The organism is Erwinia sp. MYb416 (assembly GCF_037479575.1).
GTDB lineage: Bacteria > Pseudomonadota > Gammaproteobacteria > Enterobacterales > Enterobacteriaceae > Erwinia > Erwinia rhapontici.
Window position 1 is genome coordinate 1 of the sequence record NZ_JBBGYT010000422.1, and the last position, 18,628, is coordinate 18,628.

Sequence of the window (18,628 nt, forward strand, 5' to 3'; positions counted from 1 at the left end):
ATTCCCCACTGCTGCCTCCCGTAGGAGTCTGGACCGTGTCTCAGTTCCAGTGTGGCTGGTCATCCTCTCAGACCAGCTAGGGATCGTCGCCTAGGTGAGCCATTACCCCACCTACTAGCTAATCCCACCTGGGCACATCCGATGGTGTGAGGCCCGAAGGTCCCCCACTTTGGTCCGAAGACGTTATGCGGTATTAGCTACCGTTTCCAGTAGTTATCCCCCTCCATCGGGCAGTTTCCCAGGCATTACTCACCCGTCCGCCACTCGTCACCCAAGGAGCAAGCTCCTCTGTGCTACCGTTCGACTTGCATGTGTTAGGCCTGCCGCCAGCGTTCAATCTGAGCCATGATCAAACTCTTCAATTAAAAGTTCGATTTGCTGCAACAAGTGCAGCGATGCTCAAGTGTAAAACGTCATAATGAATTTCATTATGTGTTCACTCTTAAGACTTGATATTTTTTGTCACCCGGAGGTGACTGATATCAATCCTGCGAGTGCCCACACAGATTGTCTGATAAATTGTTAAAGAGCGGTGCAATCAGTGCCGAAGCTTCCTGTTGCGAGGTGGCGTATATTACGCTTTCCTCCTTCGGAGTCAACTTCTTTTTGAGAAGTTTTTCCGGCGCTATCAGTTACCTGACGCTCCTGACCCGGTGGCTTGTAAGCCGTTGTTCCGTGTCAGTGGAGGCGCAGTATAGGGATTTTCTGGAGAGTGACAAGGGCTAATTGCAAAAAACTTTCTGAGTGATGATTTTTTGCCCTAAAGTTCCCTAAAGCGCCAGTTTTTCGAGCTTTGCAAAGCCATATCGTTGTAAAACGGGCATTAATTGAACTGCCTGTTCAGTGATATCCATGCAGAACGCCATGTTCTCATCCTGAGAAAAAGCCTCAGGAGACTCATTTTCCAGCAGCCACACCGTACGGCGGGCAATGGCAGCGCCAGAATCGATTAAACGAGTGCCTTCAGGCAGTACTTGCTGTAGCTCTTCACTGATAAGAGGGAAATGCGTGCAGCCAAGCACCACGGTATCGGGTGGCTCCTGCATCCGCAGCCAGGGTTGCAGAATACGTTTTACTTCTTCTATAGGAACAGGCTGACCATGCAGCTTAGCTTCTGCTAACTCCACCAGTTCCGCAGAGCCCAGCATCTCGGTTTTGCACTCACCACCAAAACGCGCCACCAGCTCTTTAGTATAAGGACGCTTTACTGTGCCACGCGTCGCCAGCAGACCAACCACGCCGTTACGGGTCAGACGTGCCGCTGGCTTAATCGCTGGCACAACACCGACAACAGGAAATTCAAAGCGTTCTCGCAGAGCAGGGAGCGTCACGGTGCTCGCCGAGTTACAGGCGATAACCACCAGCGCAAGAGGATAGAGCCGAGTGACCGCTTCCACGATGGTCACCACACGCTCGACGATAAACTCTTCCGACTTTTCGCCATAGGGGAAAGCAACGTTGTCGAAAGCATAGAGATAATGGAGATCCGGCAATAATTTGCGGATCTCATCATAGACAGAAAGCCCACCGACGCCGGAGTCAAAGACCAGCACGGTGGGGCGCGGTTTAGAAGGTGTAGCTGCCGCTGAGGTAGTATTCCCGTCCAGGGGTTTCATAGCCATACACTGTCTCGTAATCTTTATCGAACAGGTTGGCAATTCTACCACGAACAGTGAGATGGGATGTGACTGGATACGAAACCGCGAGATCCCACAGGCTGACACCGCCCAATTTGGCCAGATCACCGTTTGGATTTGTTGCGTATTGACGGTCGTAGCGTTCACCCAGGTATTGATAACTCACTGACCAGTCGAAATTATACACCGTCCAGTCGAGCTGATACTTCACCTGCTGTTTAGCCCGACGCAGCAAAATCTCATTGGTTTCAGCATTACGCGGATCAACGTAATCATAGGAAATCTGGTGAGATACCGGACCGGTATCAAATGAAGCCGTTGCTTCAACACCTTTGATGGTCGCTTTATTGATATTGTAATAACCGCCGTTGGCACTACTGTAATCAATAAGGCTGTCGATATCGTTGCGATATGCGGATACATGCCAGGTTACAGGGCCCGTTAAGCCTTCGAAGCCCCCTTCCCACTGCTTGCTCTCTTCAGGATCAAGATTGCTATTGCCGCCAAAAGAACCGTACAGCTGACCGAGGTTAGGTGCCTTAAATGCAGTCCCGTAACTGGCGATAAAACGATAACCCTCAATGAACTCCCAGGCTGCGCTGGTTTGCCAGGTATTATGCCAGCCGTACACGGAGTGATCATCGCCACGAACGGCACCTTCCAGCGTAACTGGACCAAACATCTGCTGCCCGGTGGCATACAAACCCGTATTAGTCACTTCACGACGGTCATTCACATAAGCAGTCCCTGGCTCAATGGACTGCTTCTGCCAGTCAACGCCGCCACCCACACTGCCCTGTCCCACGACCACATTATTAGCCCACTGCAAATTATACTGCTGGGAGTCATCAAGAGTGGCGGAGGACGCATAGCGTCCCATATCAGGACTGTAGTTATAATCTTTTGTGTGGCTGTAGCTGGCGGTCAGATTGGAAGAATAGAGACCATTATTGAAGCGGAGTCCACCATCCCATGTCTGGCTATACAGCTGGCGAGTATCAACATAGGTATCGGGTTGAACGTAGGTCGGGCTACCGTCATAGGCAGTACGGTTATCAAAGCCATAACCACGAACAAAGACACTAAAATCATCATTGATCTGATGTTCAATCGCGCCATAGATGTTCTTGCTCATAAACCCATCACGATCGGATTGTGCAGTGTTGCCAAGCGCATCAGGATAATTAGCAACAACGTCATAGCCTTTGGTGTAGGTATAGTTACCTGCAAGCGTCACACGAGTATTCTGGCCCAGCATCTGCTGAGTGGAACCGTCGTAAGACTGATAGCCGTTGGAACCGACCCCTGCCGCAAGCGTCGTACCATCCTTAGTGCGCGTGGTAATGATGTTGAGTACCCCACCAATGGCATCAGAACCATAGACCGCTGAACGTGCTCCACGTACATATTCAATCCGCTGAACCAGTGAAATTGGGATCTGGCTGAGATCGGAAGCACCGCTGATCCCCGCCTGATTAAGGCGCACACCATCAATCAAGACCAGAACATGGCTGGAGTTAGTGCCACGAATAAACAGTGAGCTTTGCTGGCCCATTCCACCATTTTGAGCAATATCGACGCCAGGCAGGCGGCGCATCACATCCGTCAGCGTTTTTGACTGCCAGCGGTCGATCTGCTCTTTCGTGACCACCGTGGTAGGGGCCAATACAGCAGAGACTGGCTGTTCAAAACGATTCGCAGTCACAACCTGCGTTTCTTCTTTATTACTGTCCTGTGCAAAGCCGTTTTGCGCCCAGAGGGAAATTGCCGTAGCGCTAAACGCCAACAGCGTATTTTTTGTTGTAATCATGACCAAGCATCCAAAAAATGTGCAGGATGCCGCAGGCATACGATCGATAGCACGCGATGACCGTAAGAAATGCGACGTTAATCCGGCAGGTCTTCGGGCTCAGAATCGTTGGGTGGCAATGACTTCCCGTCAAAAGACAGTGTCTGCGTTACGCTATTGTCACGACATTCTATACCGCTGCGCGTCAGCTCCAGATTTACACTGGATTCCCTATTAACTCGTGGGAGGCCGGGGAACGCATTTTATGAACAAATGTGTTAGAAGTCCAGATATCCAGACATCCATAAAGATTGAATCGTGGACAATACTGGACATGAGGTAAAGAATCCCTACAATCGCCCGGCTATCACTGCCACATACTCAGGAACGCCCATGACACCCGAACAACTGCCTGTTGAACACTATGACGACCAACTCACAGAGAAAGTGACACGACTGACATCCATGATGTCTGCGTTTAATGCTCCCAACGTCGAGGTCTTCCGTTCACCGGTCAGCCATTACCGGATGCGTGCAGAGTTCCGTATCTGGCATGACGGTGATGATCTGTACCATATTATTTTCGATCAGAAGACACATGACCGCATCCGGGTGGACAGCTTCCCGGCAGCCAGTGAGCTGATTAACCGCCTGATGCCAAGGCTGATCGATGCCGTGCGCGACCAGCGTGCACTGCGTTTTAAACTGTTCCAGATCGACTACCTGTCGACGGTCAGCGGGCAGGTCGTTGTCTCTATGCTCTATCATCGTAAGCTGGATGATGAATGGCAGCAGGCTGCCACGCTACTGCGTGATGCGCTGCGCGCTGAAGGTTTCGATCTGCACCTCATCGGCCGCGCGACTAAAACCAAAATCTGTCTGGATCAGGATTTCGTGGATGAGCGTCTGATGGTGGACGGGCGTGAGATGATCTATCGCCAGGTAGAAAACAGCTTTACGCAGCCAAATGCGGCAATGAATGTGAAGATGCTGGAATGGGCGCTGGATGCGACGCGCGATTGTCGCGGCGACCTGCTGGAACTGTACTGCGGCAATGGCAATTTCTCGCTGGCGCTGGCACGTAACTTCCGCCGCGTGCTGGCAACGGAAATCGCCAAACCGTCAGTCGCCTCTGCTCAGTACAATATCGCGGTAAACCAGATCGATAACGTCCAGATTATCCGTATGGCGGCAGAAGAGTTTACTCAGGCAATGAACGGAGAAAGAAGCTTCAGACGCCTGGAAGGCATCGATCTGACCAGCTACGAGTGTGAAACCATTTTCGTCGACCCTCCGCGCAGCGGCCTGGATGACGAAACGGTGAAGATGGTGCAGGCGTATCCACGTATCCTTTATATCTCCTGCAACCCGACAACGCTGTGCGAGAACCTCGCCACATTATCGGCTACTCATGAGATTACGCGTCTGGCCCTGTTCGACCAGTTCCCGTACACACACCATATGGAGTGCGGCGTTCTGCTGACTCGCCGCTAATCTGGCTCGGGCGATATCCATCGCCCGGCTTTCGCATTACACGCTGGAATGACGCGCGCGCCACTTAACAGCAATCCAGAACACCACCGCCACCATCAGAATGGTCGGCACAAAGTTTGAGCCAATCTCAGGATACTCCGCTCTGACAATCGCACTGTACAAGAGAATGCCCAACAGGAAGAATCCCGCAGCCAGCGAGGGCATACCGTCCGGCATGGCACGGTTAAGATAACGTTGATGCAGGCACCAGGCCGACAGACCCAATGCAATCAGAGGGAAAACAGAAAATGGCACCACTGCGCTGAACAGCACCGAAAACGAGCCGTTAATCGACAGCCCGGTAAGAAATGTTAACAGCAGAGTGCCTTTATCGCGGCCAATCGCTAAATTCATGTCATCCCCTTGAATTTGTTCCAGTCGGCTAGGTTATTTGCCATGTAGGCCCTGACCAGGCCGCTTAGTCTTTTGCTTCCAGCGTCACCGCCAGCTTCTCCTGCTCACGTCGATACCAGTAATATGCCCCTTTCGAGATCATACGCAGTTGCAGTACCAGCCTTTCTTCCAACTGGCGTCGCTGATCGACATCAATATCCAGTGCTTCAGCACCGGCGTTAAACACGATAATGACCATCGCTTCTGCCTGCGCTTCGGTGAAGCTGCGCGGCATACGGTTCTCAACTTCCAGATAATCGGCCAGTTCGGCAATAAAGTGCTGAATTTCACGGGCAACAGCGGCACGAAATGCGGATGACGTGCCGGAGCGTTCACGCAGCAGTAACCGAAAGGCATTTGGGTTATTACCAATAAACTCCATAAAGGTAGAAACAGAAGTGCGGATGACACTGCCACCTTTGGCAATACGCTGACGCGCCTGGCGCATCAACTGTCGCAACATCAGACCACTTTCGTCCACCATGGTTAATCCCAATTCATCTACATCACGAAAGTGACGATAAAATGACGTTGGGGCAATCCCCGCCTCCCTGGCAACTTCCCGCAAACTGAGGCTGGCAAAACTACGTTCGGCACTGAGTTGACTGAATGCCGCTTCGATAAGTGAACGTCGTGTACGTTCTTTTTGCTGCGCTCTAACGCCCATTTTTGTGCCTGTTTAGCCTGCAAGTGGGCACTATAGCAAAAATTTCAGCGTACAGTGGGCCAAACTTTGTGAGCGGCTGTTAACCCTGTCATTTGGCATTTGATGGCAAAAAGCACGGTTAGAATTGGGAACTGAGGCGCGAGATGTTAGAATCTCGTTGTAAAATTGTATAAGAAAATAGGACGTATTGGTATGCAACAGTCTTATGATTACGACGCCATTGTCATTGGTTCCGGTCCTGGCGGTGAAGGTGCTGCGATGGGACTGGTGAAGCAAGGTGCACGTATTGCCGTCATCGAGCGCTACCACAATATTGGTGGCGGATGTACACACTGGGGAACAATCCCGTCGAAAGCGCTGCGTCACGCCGTCAGCCGCATTATCGAGTTCAACCAGAACCCACTGTATAGCGACCACACGCGTCTTCTCCGTTCTTCTTTCGCCGACATTCTGAATCACACCGAAAACGTTATCAGCCAGCAAACCCATATGCGCCAGGGTTTCTATGAGCGCAACCACTGTGAACTGTTCCAGGGGGATGCACGCTTTATCGATGCCAACACCATTGAAATCGAGAGCCACGATGGCAGCATTGAGCGCCTGACCGCAGGCAAGTTTGTCATCGCCTGCGGATCACGTCCTTACCATCCGCCGGATGTCGACTTTACCCACCCACGTGTTTATGACAGCGACTCCATCCTGAATCTGCACCATGAACCTGGTCATGTGATTATCTATGGCGCAGGGGTGATTGGCTGTGAGTATGCATCGATTTTCCGGGGTCTGTCCGTCAAAGTTGACCTGATCAATACCCGTGACCGTCTGCTGGCTTTCCTCGATCAGGAAATGTCTGACTCGCTGTCCTATCACTTCTGGAATAACGGCGTGGTCATACGCCACAACGAAGAGTTCGAGAAGATTGAAGGTGTGGCAGATGGTGTGATCATGCACCTGAAATCCGGAAAAAAACTCAAAGCAGACTGCCTGCTGTACGCCAACGGCCGCACCGGTAATACCGATGGGCTGGGGCTGGAAAATGTCGGACTGGAAGCGGATGGCCGCGGCCTGCTGAAGGTGAACAGTATGTATCAGACGGCGCAGCCGCATATCTATGCGGTAGGCGATGTCATCGGGTATCCGAGCCTCGCATCAGCCGCCTACGATCAAGGCCGCATTGCCGCTCAGGCGATGATCAAAGGCGAGGCCACCGCTCATCTGATCGAAGATATTCCTACAGGTATCTATACCATTCCGGAAATCAGCTCTGTCGGGAAAACCGAGCAGCAACTGACAGCAATGAAAGTGCCATATGAAGTGGGCCGTGCGCAGTTTAAACACCTGGCACGTGCGCAGATTGTTGGTATGAACGTTGGTAGTCTGAAAATTCTGTTCCACCGCGAAACCAAAGAGATCCTCGGTATTCACTGCTTCGGTGAACGTGCTGCGGAGATTATCCATATCGGCCAGGCGATTATGGAGCAGAAAAACGGTGGCAACACGATTGAGTACTTCGTGAATACCACCTTTAACTACCCCACCATGGCGGAAGCCTATCGGGTGGCGGCGCTTAACGGTTTAAACAGGCTGTTCTAAGCGGCCCATCACACCTCGCATATGCTCACGGATCGCCTCTGCCAGCTGTTCATAACGGCCACGCAGAGGTGAACCTGGGCGATACACCAGGGCGATAGTGCGCTGTGGTACCGGCTTATAGCAGGACAGATAACAGACGCCATCACGCACTCTTTCGTTCGGTACGGCCAGCGAAGGTAACAGTGTGATACCGCTGCCCGCCGCCACCATATTGCGCAGCGTTTCCAGACTGGTCGCACGGAAATGCGTATCTTCATCCGCCCCCGCCTGGAAGCAAAAGCCCATCGCCTGATCGCGCAGACAGTGACCATCTTCCAGCATCAGCAGTTTCTCCCCGGCCAGATCCGACATCGGAACACGATCGCGGTCGTGCCACGGGTGATCCGCATAGATCGCCAGTTTCATCGGCTCATCAAAGAGTGGGACTTCAATAAACGCTTCTGACTCTTTCACCAATGCCAGGATCGCACAGTCCAGCTTACCGCTGTCGAGTTGCGCCAGCAGTTGCTGCGTTTGTGCTTCGTGCAGATACATCTCCAGCTTAGGGAAGGTCTGATGAAGCGTAGGAATAATCTGCGGCAACAGATACGGGCCAACGGTCGGGATCAGCCCAATGTGCAGCGGGCCGGACATCGCCTCGCCTTGCTGGCTGGCCATCTCTTTCAGGACCTTGACCTCCCGCAGCACAGTCCGGGCCTGATCCACCAGCAGCAGACCTGCCTGAGTGAATAATACCTTGCGGCTGGTACGTTCCAGCAGCATCACCCCTAGCTCATCTTCCAGCTTGCGAATCTGGCCGCTTAACGTTGGCTGACTCACATGGCAGGCATCGGCTGCACGACGAAAATGGCGATGTTCTGCCAGCGAAACCAGATACTCCAGATCACGAATATTCATCTTATCCTCTTTTTCACGATAGCCCGTGACGATAGATAGCATAGCAACCAACGATTATCCCTATCAAGCCTGAATGATAATAATGTGCCGGTGCCAAAAAGGGGCACACCAAATTCAATCACCTTGAGGTCTTTTATGTTTGCAAGTCAGGAAGGTAAGTCCATCCCGCAGGTCACTTTTCACACACGTCAGGGCGACAGTTGGGTCGATGTCACTACTGATGAGCTGTTTAAAGACAAAACCGTGATCGTCTTTTCACTGCCGGGGGCTTTTACTCCTACCTGCTCCTCCAGCCACCTGCCGCGCTATAACGAACTCTCGGATGTGTTCAAAAAACATGGAGTGGACAGTATCCTGTGCGTCTCGGTTAACGATACTTTTGTGATGAATGCCTGGAAGGCCGATCAGAACGCCGGACACATTACCTTTATTCCTGACGGTAACGGTGAGTTCACCCGTGGCATGGAGATGCTGGTTGAGAAAGCCGATCTCGGCTTCGGTCCGCGTTCATGGCGTTACTCGATGCTGGTACGCAACGGTGTGGTAGAGAAGATGTTTGTAGAACCTAACAAGCCGGGCGACCCGTTTGAAGTGTCTGATGCAGACACCATGCTGCGCTACGTCGCACCAGAATTTAAAGTGCAGGAATCCGTTTCCCTGTTCACCAAACCAGGCTGTTCATTCTGCGCGAAAGCCAAACAGATGCTGTTAGATCGTGGAATTCAGTTCGAAGAGATCGTGCTGGGCCAGGATGCCACGACCGTCAGTTTGCGCGCCGTTACTGGCCGTGCCACTGTGCCGCAGGTGTTTATCGGTGGTCGCCATATTGGCGGAAGCGATGATTTACAGCAGTTCTTTACGGCATAAACCGAACAGGGATGGGCATACCCATCCCCTATGTCATCCAAGGGGTCAGGCATACCTGACCCTATGCATGCCTGACACAAAAGGCATTACGCCAGACGCTGTTTCGCTTCAGTAATCGCTTTTGATACCTGATGCGGAGAGACACCGCCTTTCGCGTTACGCTTATCCAGGCAAGATTGCAGAGACAGGAACGGGTACACATCCTCTCCGATCACACTGCTGAACTTCTGTAAATCACCCAGCGTCAGCGCTTCCAGCGCCACACCCTGTTTAATCGCTTCGACCACGGTTTCACCTACAATATGGTGCGCTTCACGGAATGGCACGCCTTTCGCGACCAGATAATCCGCCAGCTCCGTCGAATTCGCGTAACCCTGCTCAGCGGCTTCCTGGCAACGTGGGCGTTTCACCTGAATACCATCCAGCACCAGTGCGGCCATATGCAGGCAGTCAGACCAGGTATCGAGCGCATCAAACAGCCCTTCTTTGTCTTCCTGCATATCTTTGTTATACGCCAGCGGCAGACCTTTCAGGGTCATGCTCATCGCGGTCAATGCGCCTTGTACGCGGCCAACTTTGCCACGGATCAGCTCCAGCGCATCCGGGTTTTTCTTCTGCGGCATCAGGGATGACCCCGAAGTGACCTTATCGGACAGCTCAACGAAACCGGATTCGCCGGTGTTGAAGAAGATCAGATCTTCCGCGAAACGCGACAGGTGAACCATGCCGATGGACGCATCAGACAGCAGTTCCAGCACATGGTCACGGTCAGACACGGTGTCCAGGCTGTTACGGGTCGCGGAGGCAAAACCTAACCAGCCTGCCAGTTGCTCACGGTCGATTTCGTACGCGGTTCCGGCCAGTGCGCCACAGCCCAACGGGCTGACGTCAAGACGCTTCAGCGTATCCTGCAGGCGGCTTTCATCGCGTGCCAGCATCTCAACGTAGGCCAGGCACCAATGTGCAAACGTCACCGGCTGGGCACGTTGCAGGTGGGTATAGCCCGGCATGACGGCGTCCTGATTGGCTTCCGCCGTCGCCACCAGCGCCTGCTGGAACTGGCGTGTGGCGATCAGCAGTTCGCTGACCTGCGCTTTACACCACAGTTTCAGATCGGTAGCGACCTGGTCATTACGGCTACGGCCAGTGTGGAGTTTTTTACCCAGCGCACCGACCTTGTCAATCAGTTTGCCTTCCACCCAGCTGTGAATATCTTCGGCATCGCTTTCCAGAATTTGCTGTGGGTTCGCGCGCACGTCTTCCAGCAGAACATTCAGCGCCACTTCCAGCTGCTGCTGTTCTTCTGTGGTTAATACATTGACCGTCACCAGCGCTTTGGACCAGGCAATGGAACCAGTGATGTCCTGCTCTGCCAGACGATAGTCGAAGCGCAGTGAGTCATTGAAGAGCTTGAAACGTTGATCTGCTGCCTGCGTAAACCGTCCACCCCAAAGTGCCATGATGCGTACTCCATTCAAATAATGTAATAAGGGCGGCACATGTGCCGCCCCTACGAATACCTGTAGGGACGAGTTGCCTCGCCCAAAAAATTACTTCTTCTCGTTCAGCGCACGGATGCGTGAAGAGAGTGAGAACAGACGGATAAAGCCGCCTGCATGACGGTGATCGTATACTTCATCTTCACCGAAGGTCGCAAACTCTTCAGAGTACAGGCTGTTAGCAGATTTCTTCTGAATCGCGGTGACCTGGCCTTTATACAGTTGCAGAACCACTTCACCGTTCACTTCTTCTGCCAGGGCAGCGGCAGATGCCTGAATGGATTTGCGCAGTGGCGCGAACCAACGGCCATCGTAAACCACGTAGGACATTTCCAGGCCCAGCTGCTCACGCCATTTGAAGCTGTCACGGTCCAGAACCAGCTGCTCAACCGCACGCAGCGCATTCACCATGATGGTGCCGCCTGGGGTTTCGTAACAGCCACGGGACTTGATGCCCACCAGGCGGTTTTCCACGATATCGATACGGCCAACACCGTGACGGGCACCGATAGCATTCAATTTGTCCAGGCAGCCAAACGGGCTTAACGCTTCACCGTTGACGGCAACTACACGGCCTTTCTCAACGGCAACGGTCACCTGCTCAGGCTGGTCTGGTGCTTCCAAAGGATCCACGGTCCACACCCAGCAATCTTTGTTCGGTGCGTTCCACGGGCTTTCCAGCACGCCGCCTTCGGTGGAGATATGCCATGCGTTTTCATCACGGCTGTAGATTTTTTCCAGCGACGCGGTGGTCGGGATATTACGCTCTTTCAGGTAGTCCAGCAGGGCTTCACGGGAACGCAGGTTCCACTCGCGCCACGGTGCCACCACTTTCAGCTGCGGAGCCAGTGCGGTATAGGTGGTTTCGAAACGCACCTGGTCGTTACCTTTACCGGTTGCGCCGTGGCACAGTGCATCTGCCCCCACTTTCAGTGCCAGCTCAACCTGAGCTTTAGCGATAATTGGGCGCGCCATTGACGTCCCCAGCAGGTAGGTGCCTTCATACAGGGCACCGGTCTGAAGCACCGGATACACGTACTCGCTGATGAACTCTTCACGCAGGTCCACAACGTGGCATTCAGATGCACCGGATTGCAGCGCTTTCTGCTCTACACCTTCCAGATCGCCACGTTCCTGACCGATATCGGCCACGAATGCCACCACTTCACAGCCGCCGTAGTTCTCTTTCAGCCACGGAATAATGGCCGAAGTATCCAGACCGCCGGAGTAAGCCAGTACGATTTTCTTGATGCTTTTATCTTGCATTGTCTCTTCCTTCAATTTCCCATCATCTTTCACGCTGCAACTACGTTGGCTTCCTACACTCACCCCAGTCACTTAGTGAACTAAGCTCCCGGGGATTCATTCCGTCGCCGCCTTGCTGCAACCCGAAATTTTTCGGGAAAGGTTTATAATTAAGCGAGGATACGGGTGCCAATAGACACACCGTTAAACAGGGCTGGCAGCTGTTCAGCATGGCGCCAGCTGGCAATATCTACCGGACGGCCCAGGGTACGGGCAGCGTCCAGTGCGGCATTCACCTTGACGATCATGCCGTCAGTGATCACACCATCAGCAATCAGCTGTTCTGCTTTCTCTGCCGTCATCTCGGCGATGCGCTGTTTATTGGCATCGAGAATACCACTAACGTCAGAGAGCAGAATCAGGTCTGCACCCAGAGTGGCGGCCAGCGCCGTCGCGGCCTGATCGGCGTTAACGTTCATCAGCAGGCCATCCTGAGTAATACCAATCGAACTCACTACTGGCAGATAACCCGCCTCCAGCAGTGTGGCGATCAGCCGTGGCGATCCCGGCGTTGCCAGGCCCACGTGCCCAAGTTCATCATCAAACTGCGCTACATTGACGCTTCCGCCGTCACCGAGGCACAGACCAACGGCATCAATGCCATGTTTTTTCGACCAGGCCAGCAGGGTTTTGTTCGCCGTCCCGGCCAGTGCACCGGTAATAATGTCAATCTGATCGGCAGGTGTCACGCGCAGGCCGTTTTTCTTCTTCACCGGCAGCGCAAGCTTAGTCATCAGCTCATCCACCAGGCAGCCACCACCGTGAACAATCAGCAGTGGGCGTTGGTGGGCAGCACGGTAGGTCACCAGGGCGTCAAACAGCCGCTCCAGCGCTTCTTCGCTGTCCAGCAACACACCACCCAACTTGATAATTAACGGATTTGTCATGAAAGTCACTCGCTCACTGTGAGTCATTGCGCTTCAGGGCTGCCAAAACGCCTGTTGAACTGCTACCGTGGAAGACAAATTTATCGGTTTCCATCCGGTCGTCGTTAATGTATTTTTATTCACTATTAATGCATGAATATTGATACTATCCTAACTCAAGGACTGTCAACAGTGAAGACAAAATTACCCCCTTTTATCGAGATTTACCGCCAGTTGATTGCTACACCATCAATCAGCGCAACCGACAGCGCGCTCGATCAGAGTAATCAGACTTTAATCAATTTACTGGCCGGCTGGTTCCGCGATATTGGCTTCAGCGTGGAAGTCCAACCCGTTCCCGGTACGCGCAACAAATTCAATATGCTGGCGAAGAGCGGCCACGGCGCCGGCGGGCTGCTGCTGGCGGGTCATACCGATACCGTTCCCTTCGACGATGGCCGCTGGACGCGCGATCCCTTTACCCTGACCGAGCACGACAACAAACTGTACGGTCTGGGCACCGCCGATATGAAAGGCTTCTTCGCCTTCATTTTAGATACCCTGCGTGATATTGACGTTTCAACGCTGAAAAAACCGCTGTATATCCTCGCCACCGCTGACGAAGAAACCACGATGGCAGGCGCGAAGTTTTTCTCAGAAACCACCAGCCTGCGCCCGGACTGCGCCATTATCGGTGAACCCACCTCACTGAAACCCGTTCGCGCCCACAAAGGCCATCTCTCCAATGTGATTCGCATTCAGGGCCAGTCCGGCCACTCAAGCGATCCAGGACGCGGCGTCAACGCCATTGAGCTGATGCACGAGTCGATTACCCAACTGATGGAACTGCGTAATACGCTAAAAACGCGCTACCACCATGACGGATTCGCCATTCCCTATCCGACCATGAACTTTGGCCACATCAACGGTGGCGACGCTGCCAACCGTATCTGCGCCTGTTGTGAATTGCATATGGATATCCGCCCACTGCCAGGCCTGACGTTAAGCGACCTTGACGGTTTGCTGAATGAAGCGCTGGCACCCGTCAGTGCACGCTGGCCAGGCCGCCTGACCGTGGGTGAACTGCATCCCCCGATCCCGGGTTATGAGTGCCCGCGCGAGCATCAGCTGGTACAGGTCGTGGAGAAATTGCTGGGGACAGAAACGGAAGTAGTGAACTACTGTACCGAGGCGCCATTTATTCAGGAAATCTGCCCGACGCTGGTTTTAGGCCCAGGATCGATCGATCAGGCACACCAGCCGGATGAATTTATTGACACGGCATTTATCAAACCTACCCGGGAGTTAATCGCCCAGGTGGTGCATCATTTTTGCCATCACTGAGTAAAAAAGGGGGTAAATGACTGCCAAAACAGCCGTTTGCCACCGATTTCAATTATTCTGGTTGATAAGAATAACTTATCTCACTCCGTTGTAATTAAATTTCATAAATTCCCGCTATTTAGCGTCACGATGCGGCAAATTTAAGTCAATTGACGAATGGTTGCTAACGTGGCTAGATAAAAGGCTAAGTTATGCCCACAAGGGTTATTTATAGCCAAAATAGTTGAAGTTGCAGCAAGGCGGCAAAAGAGCGAGTCCCGATGAGCTTACATTAGTCAGTGATTCGGGTGAGTGAGAGCAGCCAACGTAGTTGCAGCTTCAAGTATGACGGATATTAAAGTTACAAATACAAGAAGGGTGTCAGGGGTCATATGAACGAACAATATTCCGCAATGCGAAGTAATGTCAGTATGCTCGGCAAACTGCTCGGGGATACGATTAAGGATGCACTGGGAGAGAACATCCTGGACCAGGTAGAAACCATCCGTAAGCTCTCTAAGTCATCACGTGCGGGAAATGATGCCCACCGTCAAGAGTTGCTGTCCACGCTGCAAAATCTGTCCAATGACGAACTGTTGCCGGTTGCCCGCGCTTTCAGCCAGTTCCTCAACCTGACCAACGTGGCCGAGCAGTACCACACCATTTCGCCAAAAGGCGAAGGTGCGAATCACCCGGAGCTCTTGGCAAAGACGTTTGAACGCCTGAAGCAGCAGCCGGACCTGACCGAAGCCGCCGTTCGTGAAGCTATTGAGTCCCTGTCGCTTGAACTTGTTCTGACCGCGCACCCGACTGAAATCACCCGCCGCACCTTGATCCATAAGCTGGTAGAAGTGAATACCTGCCTGCAACAGCTGGATCACAATGACCTGTCTGATTATGACCACGGCAAGATCATGCGCCGCCTGCGTCAGCTGGTTGCACAGGCCTGGCATACCGATGAAATTCGTAAATACCGCCCGACACCGGTCGATGAAGCTAAATGGGGCTTTGCGGTCGTCGAAAACAGCCTGTGGGAAGGTGTTCCTCACTTCCTGCGCGAGCTAAACGAACAGGTTGAAGCCGCTTTTGGTTACACCCTGCCGGTTGATTTTGTCCCCGTGAAATTTACCTCCTGGATGGGCGGCGACCGCGACGGCAACCCGAACGTCACGGCCGACATCACTCGCCATGTTTTACAACTGAGCCGCTGGAAAGCGACCGACCTGTTCCTGCGTGATATCGCCGTGCTGGTTTCTGAGCTGTCGATGTCTGAATGTACGCCAGAAGTCCGTGAGCTGTGTGGTAACCCGGAAGCCCTGGAACCTTACCGCGAGATCATGAAAAACCTCCGTGGCCAGCTGATGAGCACTCAGGCTTATCTCGAACGCCGCCTGAAGGGCGAGCGCTTACCACGCCCGGCCAATTTACTGATCTCCAACGACCAGCTGTGGGAACCACTGTACACCTGCTACCAGTCACTGCAGGCGTGTGGCATGGGCATCATCGCGAACGGTCAGCTTCTTGATACCCTGCGCCGCGTGAAGTGCTTTGGCGTTCCACTGGTGCGTATTGACCTGCGCCAGGAGAGTACCCGCCACACTGAAGCCATTGCAGAGATCACCCGTTACCTCGGTCTTGGCGACTATGAAAGCTGGTCAGAGGCCGACAAACAGGCCTTCCTGATCCGTGAACTGAATTCCAAGCGTCCGTTGATGCCGCGCCAGTGGGAACCCAGCGCCGACACCAAAGAAGTGCTGGATACCTGCCGCGTGGCCGCAGAAGTGCCTCAGGGTTCGATTGCTGCCTATGTGATCTCGATGGCGAAAACGCCGTCAGACGTGCTGGCGGTTCACCTGCTGCTGAAAGAAGCGGGCATTACTTACGCCATGCCGGTCGCACCGCTGTTTGAGACCCTCGATGACCTGAATAACGCCAACGACGTGATGAGCCAGCTGCTCAACATTGACTGGTATCGCGGCCTGATTCAGGGCAAACAGATGGTGATGATTGGCTATTCTGACTCCGCGAAAGATGCGGGCGTGATGGCAGCAAGCTGGGCACAATACCAGGCCCAGGATGCACTGATCAAAACCTGCGAGAAAGCGGGTATCACCCTGACGCTGTTCCATGGACGCGGTGGCTCAATCGGCCGTGGTGGTGCGCCAGCGCATGCGGCATTGCTGTCTCAGCCTCCGGGCAGCCTGAAAGGTGGCCTGCGTGTCACCGAACAGGGTGAGATGATCCGCTTCAAATACGGCCTGCCAGAAGTCACCATCAGCAGCCTGTCGCTGTACACCGGCGCGATCCTCGAAGCTAACCTGCTGCCACCACCGGAGCCGAAAGCAGAGTGGAACAGCATCATGGATCAGCTCTCTGATGTTTCCTGCAAAATGTATCGTGGCTATGTGCGTGAACACGCCGATTTCGTGCCGTACTTCCGCTCCGCCACACCGGAGCTGGAGCTGGCCAAATTACCCCTGGGTTCGCGTCCGGCTAAACGTCGTCCGACGGGGGGTGTCGAATCACTGCGCGCCATTCCGTGGATCTTCGCCTGGACGCAAAACCGCCTGATGCTGCCTGCCTGGTTAGGTGCCGGTGCCGCATTGCAGAAAGCGATGGAAGATGGTCATCAGGAAACGCTGGAGACCATGTGTCGTGACTGGCCGTTCTTCTCTACCCGCCTGGGGATGCTGGAAATGGTGTTCTCGAAAGCCGACCTGTGGCTGGCGGAGTACTACGATCAGCGCCTGGTCGATAAGTCGCTGTGGGCACTGGGCAAACAGCTACGTGACCAGCTGGACTCCGATATTAAAGCGGTGCTGACCATCGCCAACGATTCCCATCTGATGGCCGACCAGCCGTGGATTGCCGAATCGATTGCGCTACGTAACGTCTACACTGACCCACTGAACGTATTGCAGGCCGAACTGTTACATCGTTCACGCCAGCAGGAAGCAGAAGGCGCAGAGCCGGATGCCCGCGTTGAGCAGGCACTGATGGTGACGATTGCCGGGGTGGCGGCAGGGATGCGTAATACCGGTTAATCTGGCCTCACGGGCCGATCGGAAAAAATGATCGGCCCCTACAGATGTTCGCCCGCCACGATCAAAAAAGGACGCTTTCGCGTCCTTTTTCTGTTTGTGCCGCCCCTCTCAGGCGATGATCTGCGCCCCCGGGCGTACGCCCAGCGTATGGCAAATGGCATAGCTCATTTCGGCACGGTTCAGCGTGTAGAAATGGAAATCTTTCACCCCTTCGCGGCTGAGGATCTTCACCATATCCATCGCGACATTGGCACCCACCATTTTGCGGGTTTCCGGGTCGTTATCCAGTCCTTCAAACATGCTGGTCATCCAGCCCGGTACGCGCACGTTAGTCATGGTGGCAAAGCGCTGCAACTGCTTAAAGTTCGACACCGGCAGAATACCCGGGACAATCTCAACATCAATACCGGTAGACACGCAACGGTCACGAAAACGCAGGTAACTTTCTACATCAAAGAAGAACTGAGTGATCGCGCGGTTCGCGCCGGCATCAATTTTACGTTTCAGGTTGATCAGATCGGCCTGTGCGCTTTTCGCTTCCGGATGCACTTCCGGGTAGGCCGCGACAGAAATATCGAAATCACCCACTTCTTTCAGCAAGGCGACCAGGTCAGCCCCGTACATTTCCGGCTTGCCACCGCCCGGCGGCAGGTCACCGCGCAGCGCCACAATATGACGGATGCCGTTGTCCCAGTAATCCTGGGCAATGGCGCGCAGTTCATCGCGGGTAGCATCAACACAGGTCAGATGTGGGGCGGCTTCCAGACCGGTGCGGTCTTTAATGCCTTTGATAATGCTGTGGGTACGGTCACGTTCACCTGAGTTGGCACCGTAGGTGACCGAAACGAATTTTGGCTTCAGGCTGCTAAGGCGATCGATTGAGCTCCACAGGGTGTCTTCCATTTCACTGGTACGCGGCGGAAAGAACTCAAAGGAAACGTTAATTTGCCCGCTGATTTCGGCAAGACTTTGGTTCAATGCTTCGCGCTGGTTTGCGTGGAAAAAACTCATACCCTTTACCTCATCGATCGCTGCTGAAGATGGCTCGCTACCTTGAACGTCTATCCGTTTAGACGTCCAGACATTCAAAATGACGGAAATTGGTTATTCAGTCAACAGATAAATGATGGCCTGGCGTGACAAATCCTCAACAAAGATGAGGGAATTTCATGATGGTGTGGTGTGGCGAAGGGGCCAGGCATGCCTGGCCCAAAT

14 protein-coding genes, 1 rRNA gene and 1 riboswitch are annotated in these 18,628 nt (G+C 53.5%); of the genes, 5 read left to right on the forward strand and 10 right to left on the reverse strand.

Going from position 1 to position 18,628, the window contains the following annotated elements:
• The 3 genes from WH277_RS07250 to btuB all read right to left on the reverse strand — a co-directional run.
• A 16S ribosomal RNA gene (locus WH277_RS07250) occupies window positions 1-365 on the reverse strand; the annotation flags it as partial.
• 405 nt (window positions 366-770) lie between these two features.
• On the reverse strand, window positions 771-1,622 hold the full coding sequence (murI, locus tag WH277_RS07255) for a glutamate racemase (protein ID WP_133846334.1): 852 nt from the start codon (window positions 1,620-1,622) through the stop codon (window positions 771-773).
• Window positions 1,567-3,447, reverse strand: a complete 1,881-nt coding sequence (btuB, locus tag WH277_RS07260) for a TonB-dependent vitamin B12 receptor BtuB (protein WP_133846335.1) — start codon at window positions 3,445-3,447, stop codon at window positions 1,567-1,569. The genes murI and btuB overlap by 56 nt, the downstream gene beginning before the upstream one ends.
• Before the next feature lie 67 nt (window positions 3,448-3,514).
• A riboswitch (cobalamin riboswitch) is annotated at window positions 3,515-3,694 on the reverse strand.
• A gap of 125 nt (window positions 3,695-3,819) precedes the next feature.
• Between btuB and trmA the strand changes: the two genes are divergently transcribed.
• Complete coding sequence (trmA, locus tag WH277_RS07265; protein ID WP_133846336.1) at window positions 3,820-4,920, forward strand: tRNA (uridine(54)-C5)-methyltransferase TrmA; 1,101 nt, start codon at window positions 3,820-3,822, stop codon at window positions 4,918-4,920.
• A 36-nt stretch (window positions 4,921-4,956) separates the two neighbouring features.
• On the opposite strand, the gene WH277_RS07270 is transcribed toward trmA, so the two are convergent.
• Both WH277_RS07270 and fabR read right to left on the reverse strand, forming a co-directional pair.
• The gene (locus WH277_RS07270) at window positions 4,957-5,313 is read right to left on the reverse strand and encodes a YijD family membrane protein (protein WP_339505125.1); all 357 of its coding nucleotides are present in this window, start codon (window positions 5,311-5,313) and stop codon (window positions 4,957-4,959) included.
• Window positions 5,314-5,377: 64 nt separating this feature from the next.
• Window positions 5,378-6,019: an HTH-type transcriptional repressor FabR gene (gene fabR, locus WH277_RS07275; protein WP_133846338.1), complete on the reverse strand. Its 642-nt coding sequence runs from the start codon at window positions 6,017-6,019 to the stop codon at window positions 5,378-5,380.
• 192 nt (window positions 6,020-6,211) lie between these two features.
• Here fabR and sthA point away from each other — a divergent pair, with 192 nt between their 5' ends.
• On the forward strand, window positions 6,212-7,612 hold the full coding sequence (gene sthA, locus WH277_RS07280) for a Si-specific NAD(P)(+) transhydrogenase (RefSeq protein ID WP_133846339.1): 1,401 nt from the start codon (window positions 6,212-6,214) through the stop codon (window positions 7,610-7,612).
• Here sthA and oxyR read toward each other — a convergent pair.
• On the reverse strand, window positions 7,595-8,509 hold the full coding sequence (oxyR, locus tag WH277_RS07285; protein WP_133846340.1) for a DNA-binding transcriptional regulator OxyR: 915 nt from the start codon (window positions 8,507-8,509) through the stop codon (window positions 7,595-7,597). The genes sthA and oxyR overlap by 18 nt on opposite strands.
• A 135-nt stretch (window positions 8,510-8,644) precedes the next feature.
• Between oxyR and WH277_RS07290 the strand changes: the two genes are divergently transcribed.
• Window positions 8,645-9,376 (forward strand): glutathione peroxidase, encoded by a 732-nt coding sequence (locus WH277_RS07290; protein ID WP_339505126.1) that lies wholly within the window; start codon window positions 8,645-8,647, stop codon window positions 9,374-9,376.
• Window positions 9,377-9,462: 86 nt separating this feature from the next.
• Here the strand turns inward: WH277_RS07290 and argH are convergent, their stop codons facing one another.
• The 3 genes from argH to argB all read right to left on the reverse strand — a co-directional run bounded on the left by argH (window position 9,463) and on the right by argB (window position 13,067).
• Window positions 9,463-10,836, reverse strand: a complete 1,374-nt coding sequence (gene argH / locus WH277_RS07295) for an argininosuccinate lyase (RefSeq protein ID WP_133846342.1) — start codon at window positions 10,834-10,836, stop codon at window positions 9,463-9,465.
• A 90-nt stretch (window positions 10,837-10,926) separates the two neighbouring features.
• The gene (locus WH277_RS07300) at window positions 10,927-12,141 is read right to left on the reverse strand and encodes an argininosuccinate synthase (RefSeq protein ID WP_133846343.1); all 1,215 of its coding nucleotides are present in this window, start codon (window positions 12,139-12,141) and stop codon (window positions 10,927-10,929) included.
• 149 nt (window positions 12,142-12,290) lie between these two features.
• On the reverse strand, window positions 12,291-13,067 hold the full coding sequence (gene argB / locus WH277_RS07305) for an acetylglutamate kinase (RefSeq protein WP_133846344.1): 777 nt from the start codon (window positions 13,065-13,067) through the stop codon (window positions 12,291-12,293).
• A 171-nt stretch (window positions 13,068-13,238) separates the two neighbouring features.
• On the opposite strand from argB, the gene argE reads away from it, so the two are divergent.
• Together argE and ppc are read left to right on the forward strand one after the other, a co-directional pair.
• The gene (argE, locus tag WH277_RS07310) at window positions 13,239-14,390 is read left to right on the forward strand and encodes an acetylornithine deacetylase (RefSeq protein WP_133846345.1); all 1,152 of its coding nucleotides are present in this window, start codon (window positions 13,239-13,241) and stop codon (window positions 14,388-14,390) included.
• A 371-nt stretch (window positions 14,391-14,761) separates the two neighbouring features.
• Complete coding sequence (ppc, locus tag WH277_RS07315; RefSeq protein ID WP_133846346.1) at window positions 14,762-17,413, forward strand: phosphoenolpyruvate carboxylase; 2,652 nt, start codon at window positions 14,762-14,764, stop codon at window positions 17,411-17,413.
• A 108-nt stretch (window positions 17,414-17,521) separates the two neighbouring features.
• Here the strand turns inward: ppc and metF are convergent, their stop codons facing one another.
• Window positions 17,522-18,424 (reverse strand): methylenetetrahydrofolate reductase, encoded by a 903-nt coding sequence (gene metF, locus WH277_RS07320; RefSeq protein ID WP_133846347.1) that lies wholly within the window; start codon window positions 18,422-18,424, stop codon window positions 17,522-17,524.
• Window positions 18,425-18,628: the final 204 nt, after the last annotated feature.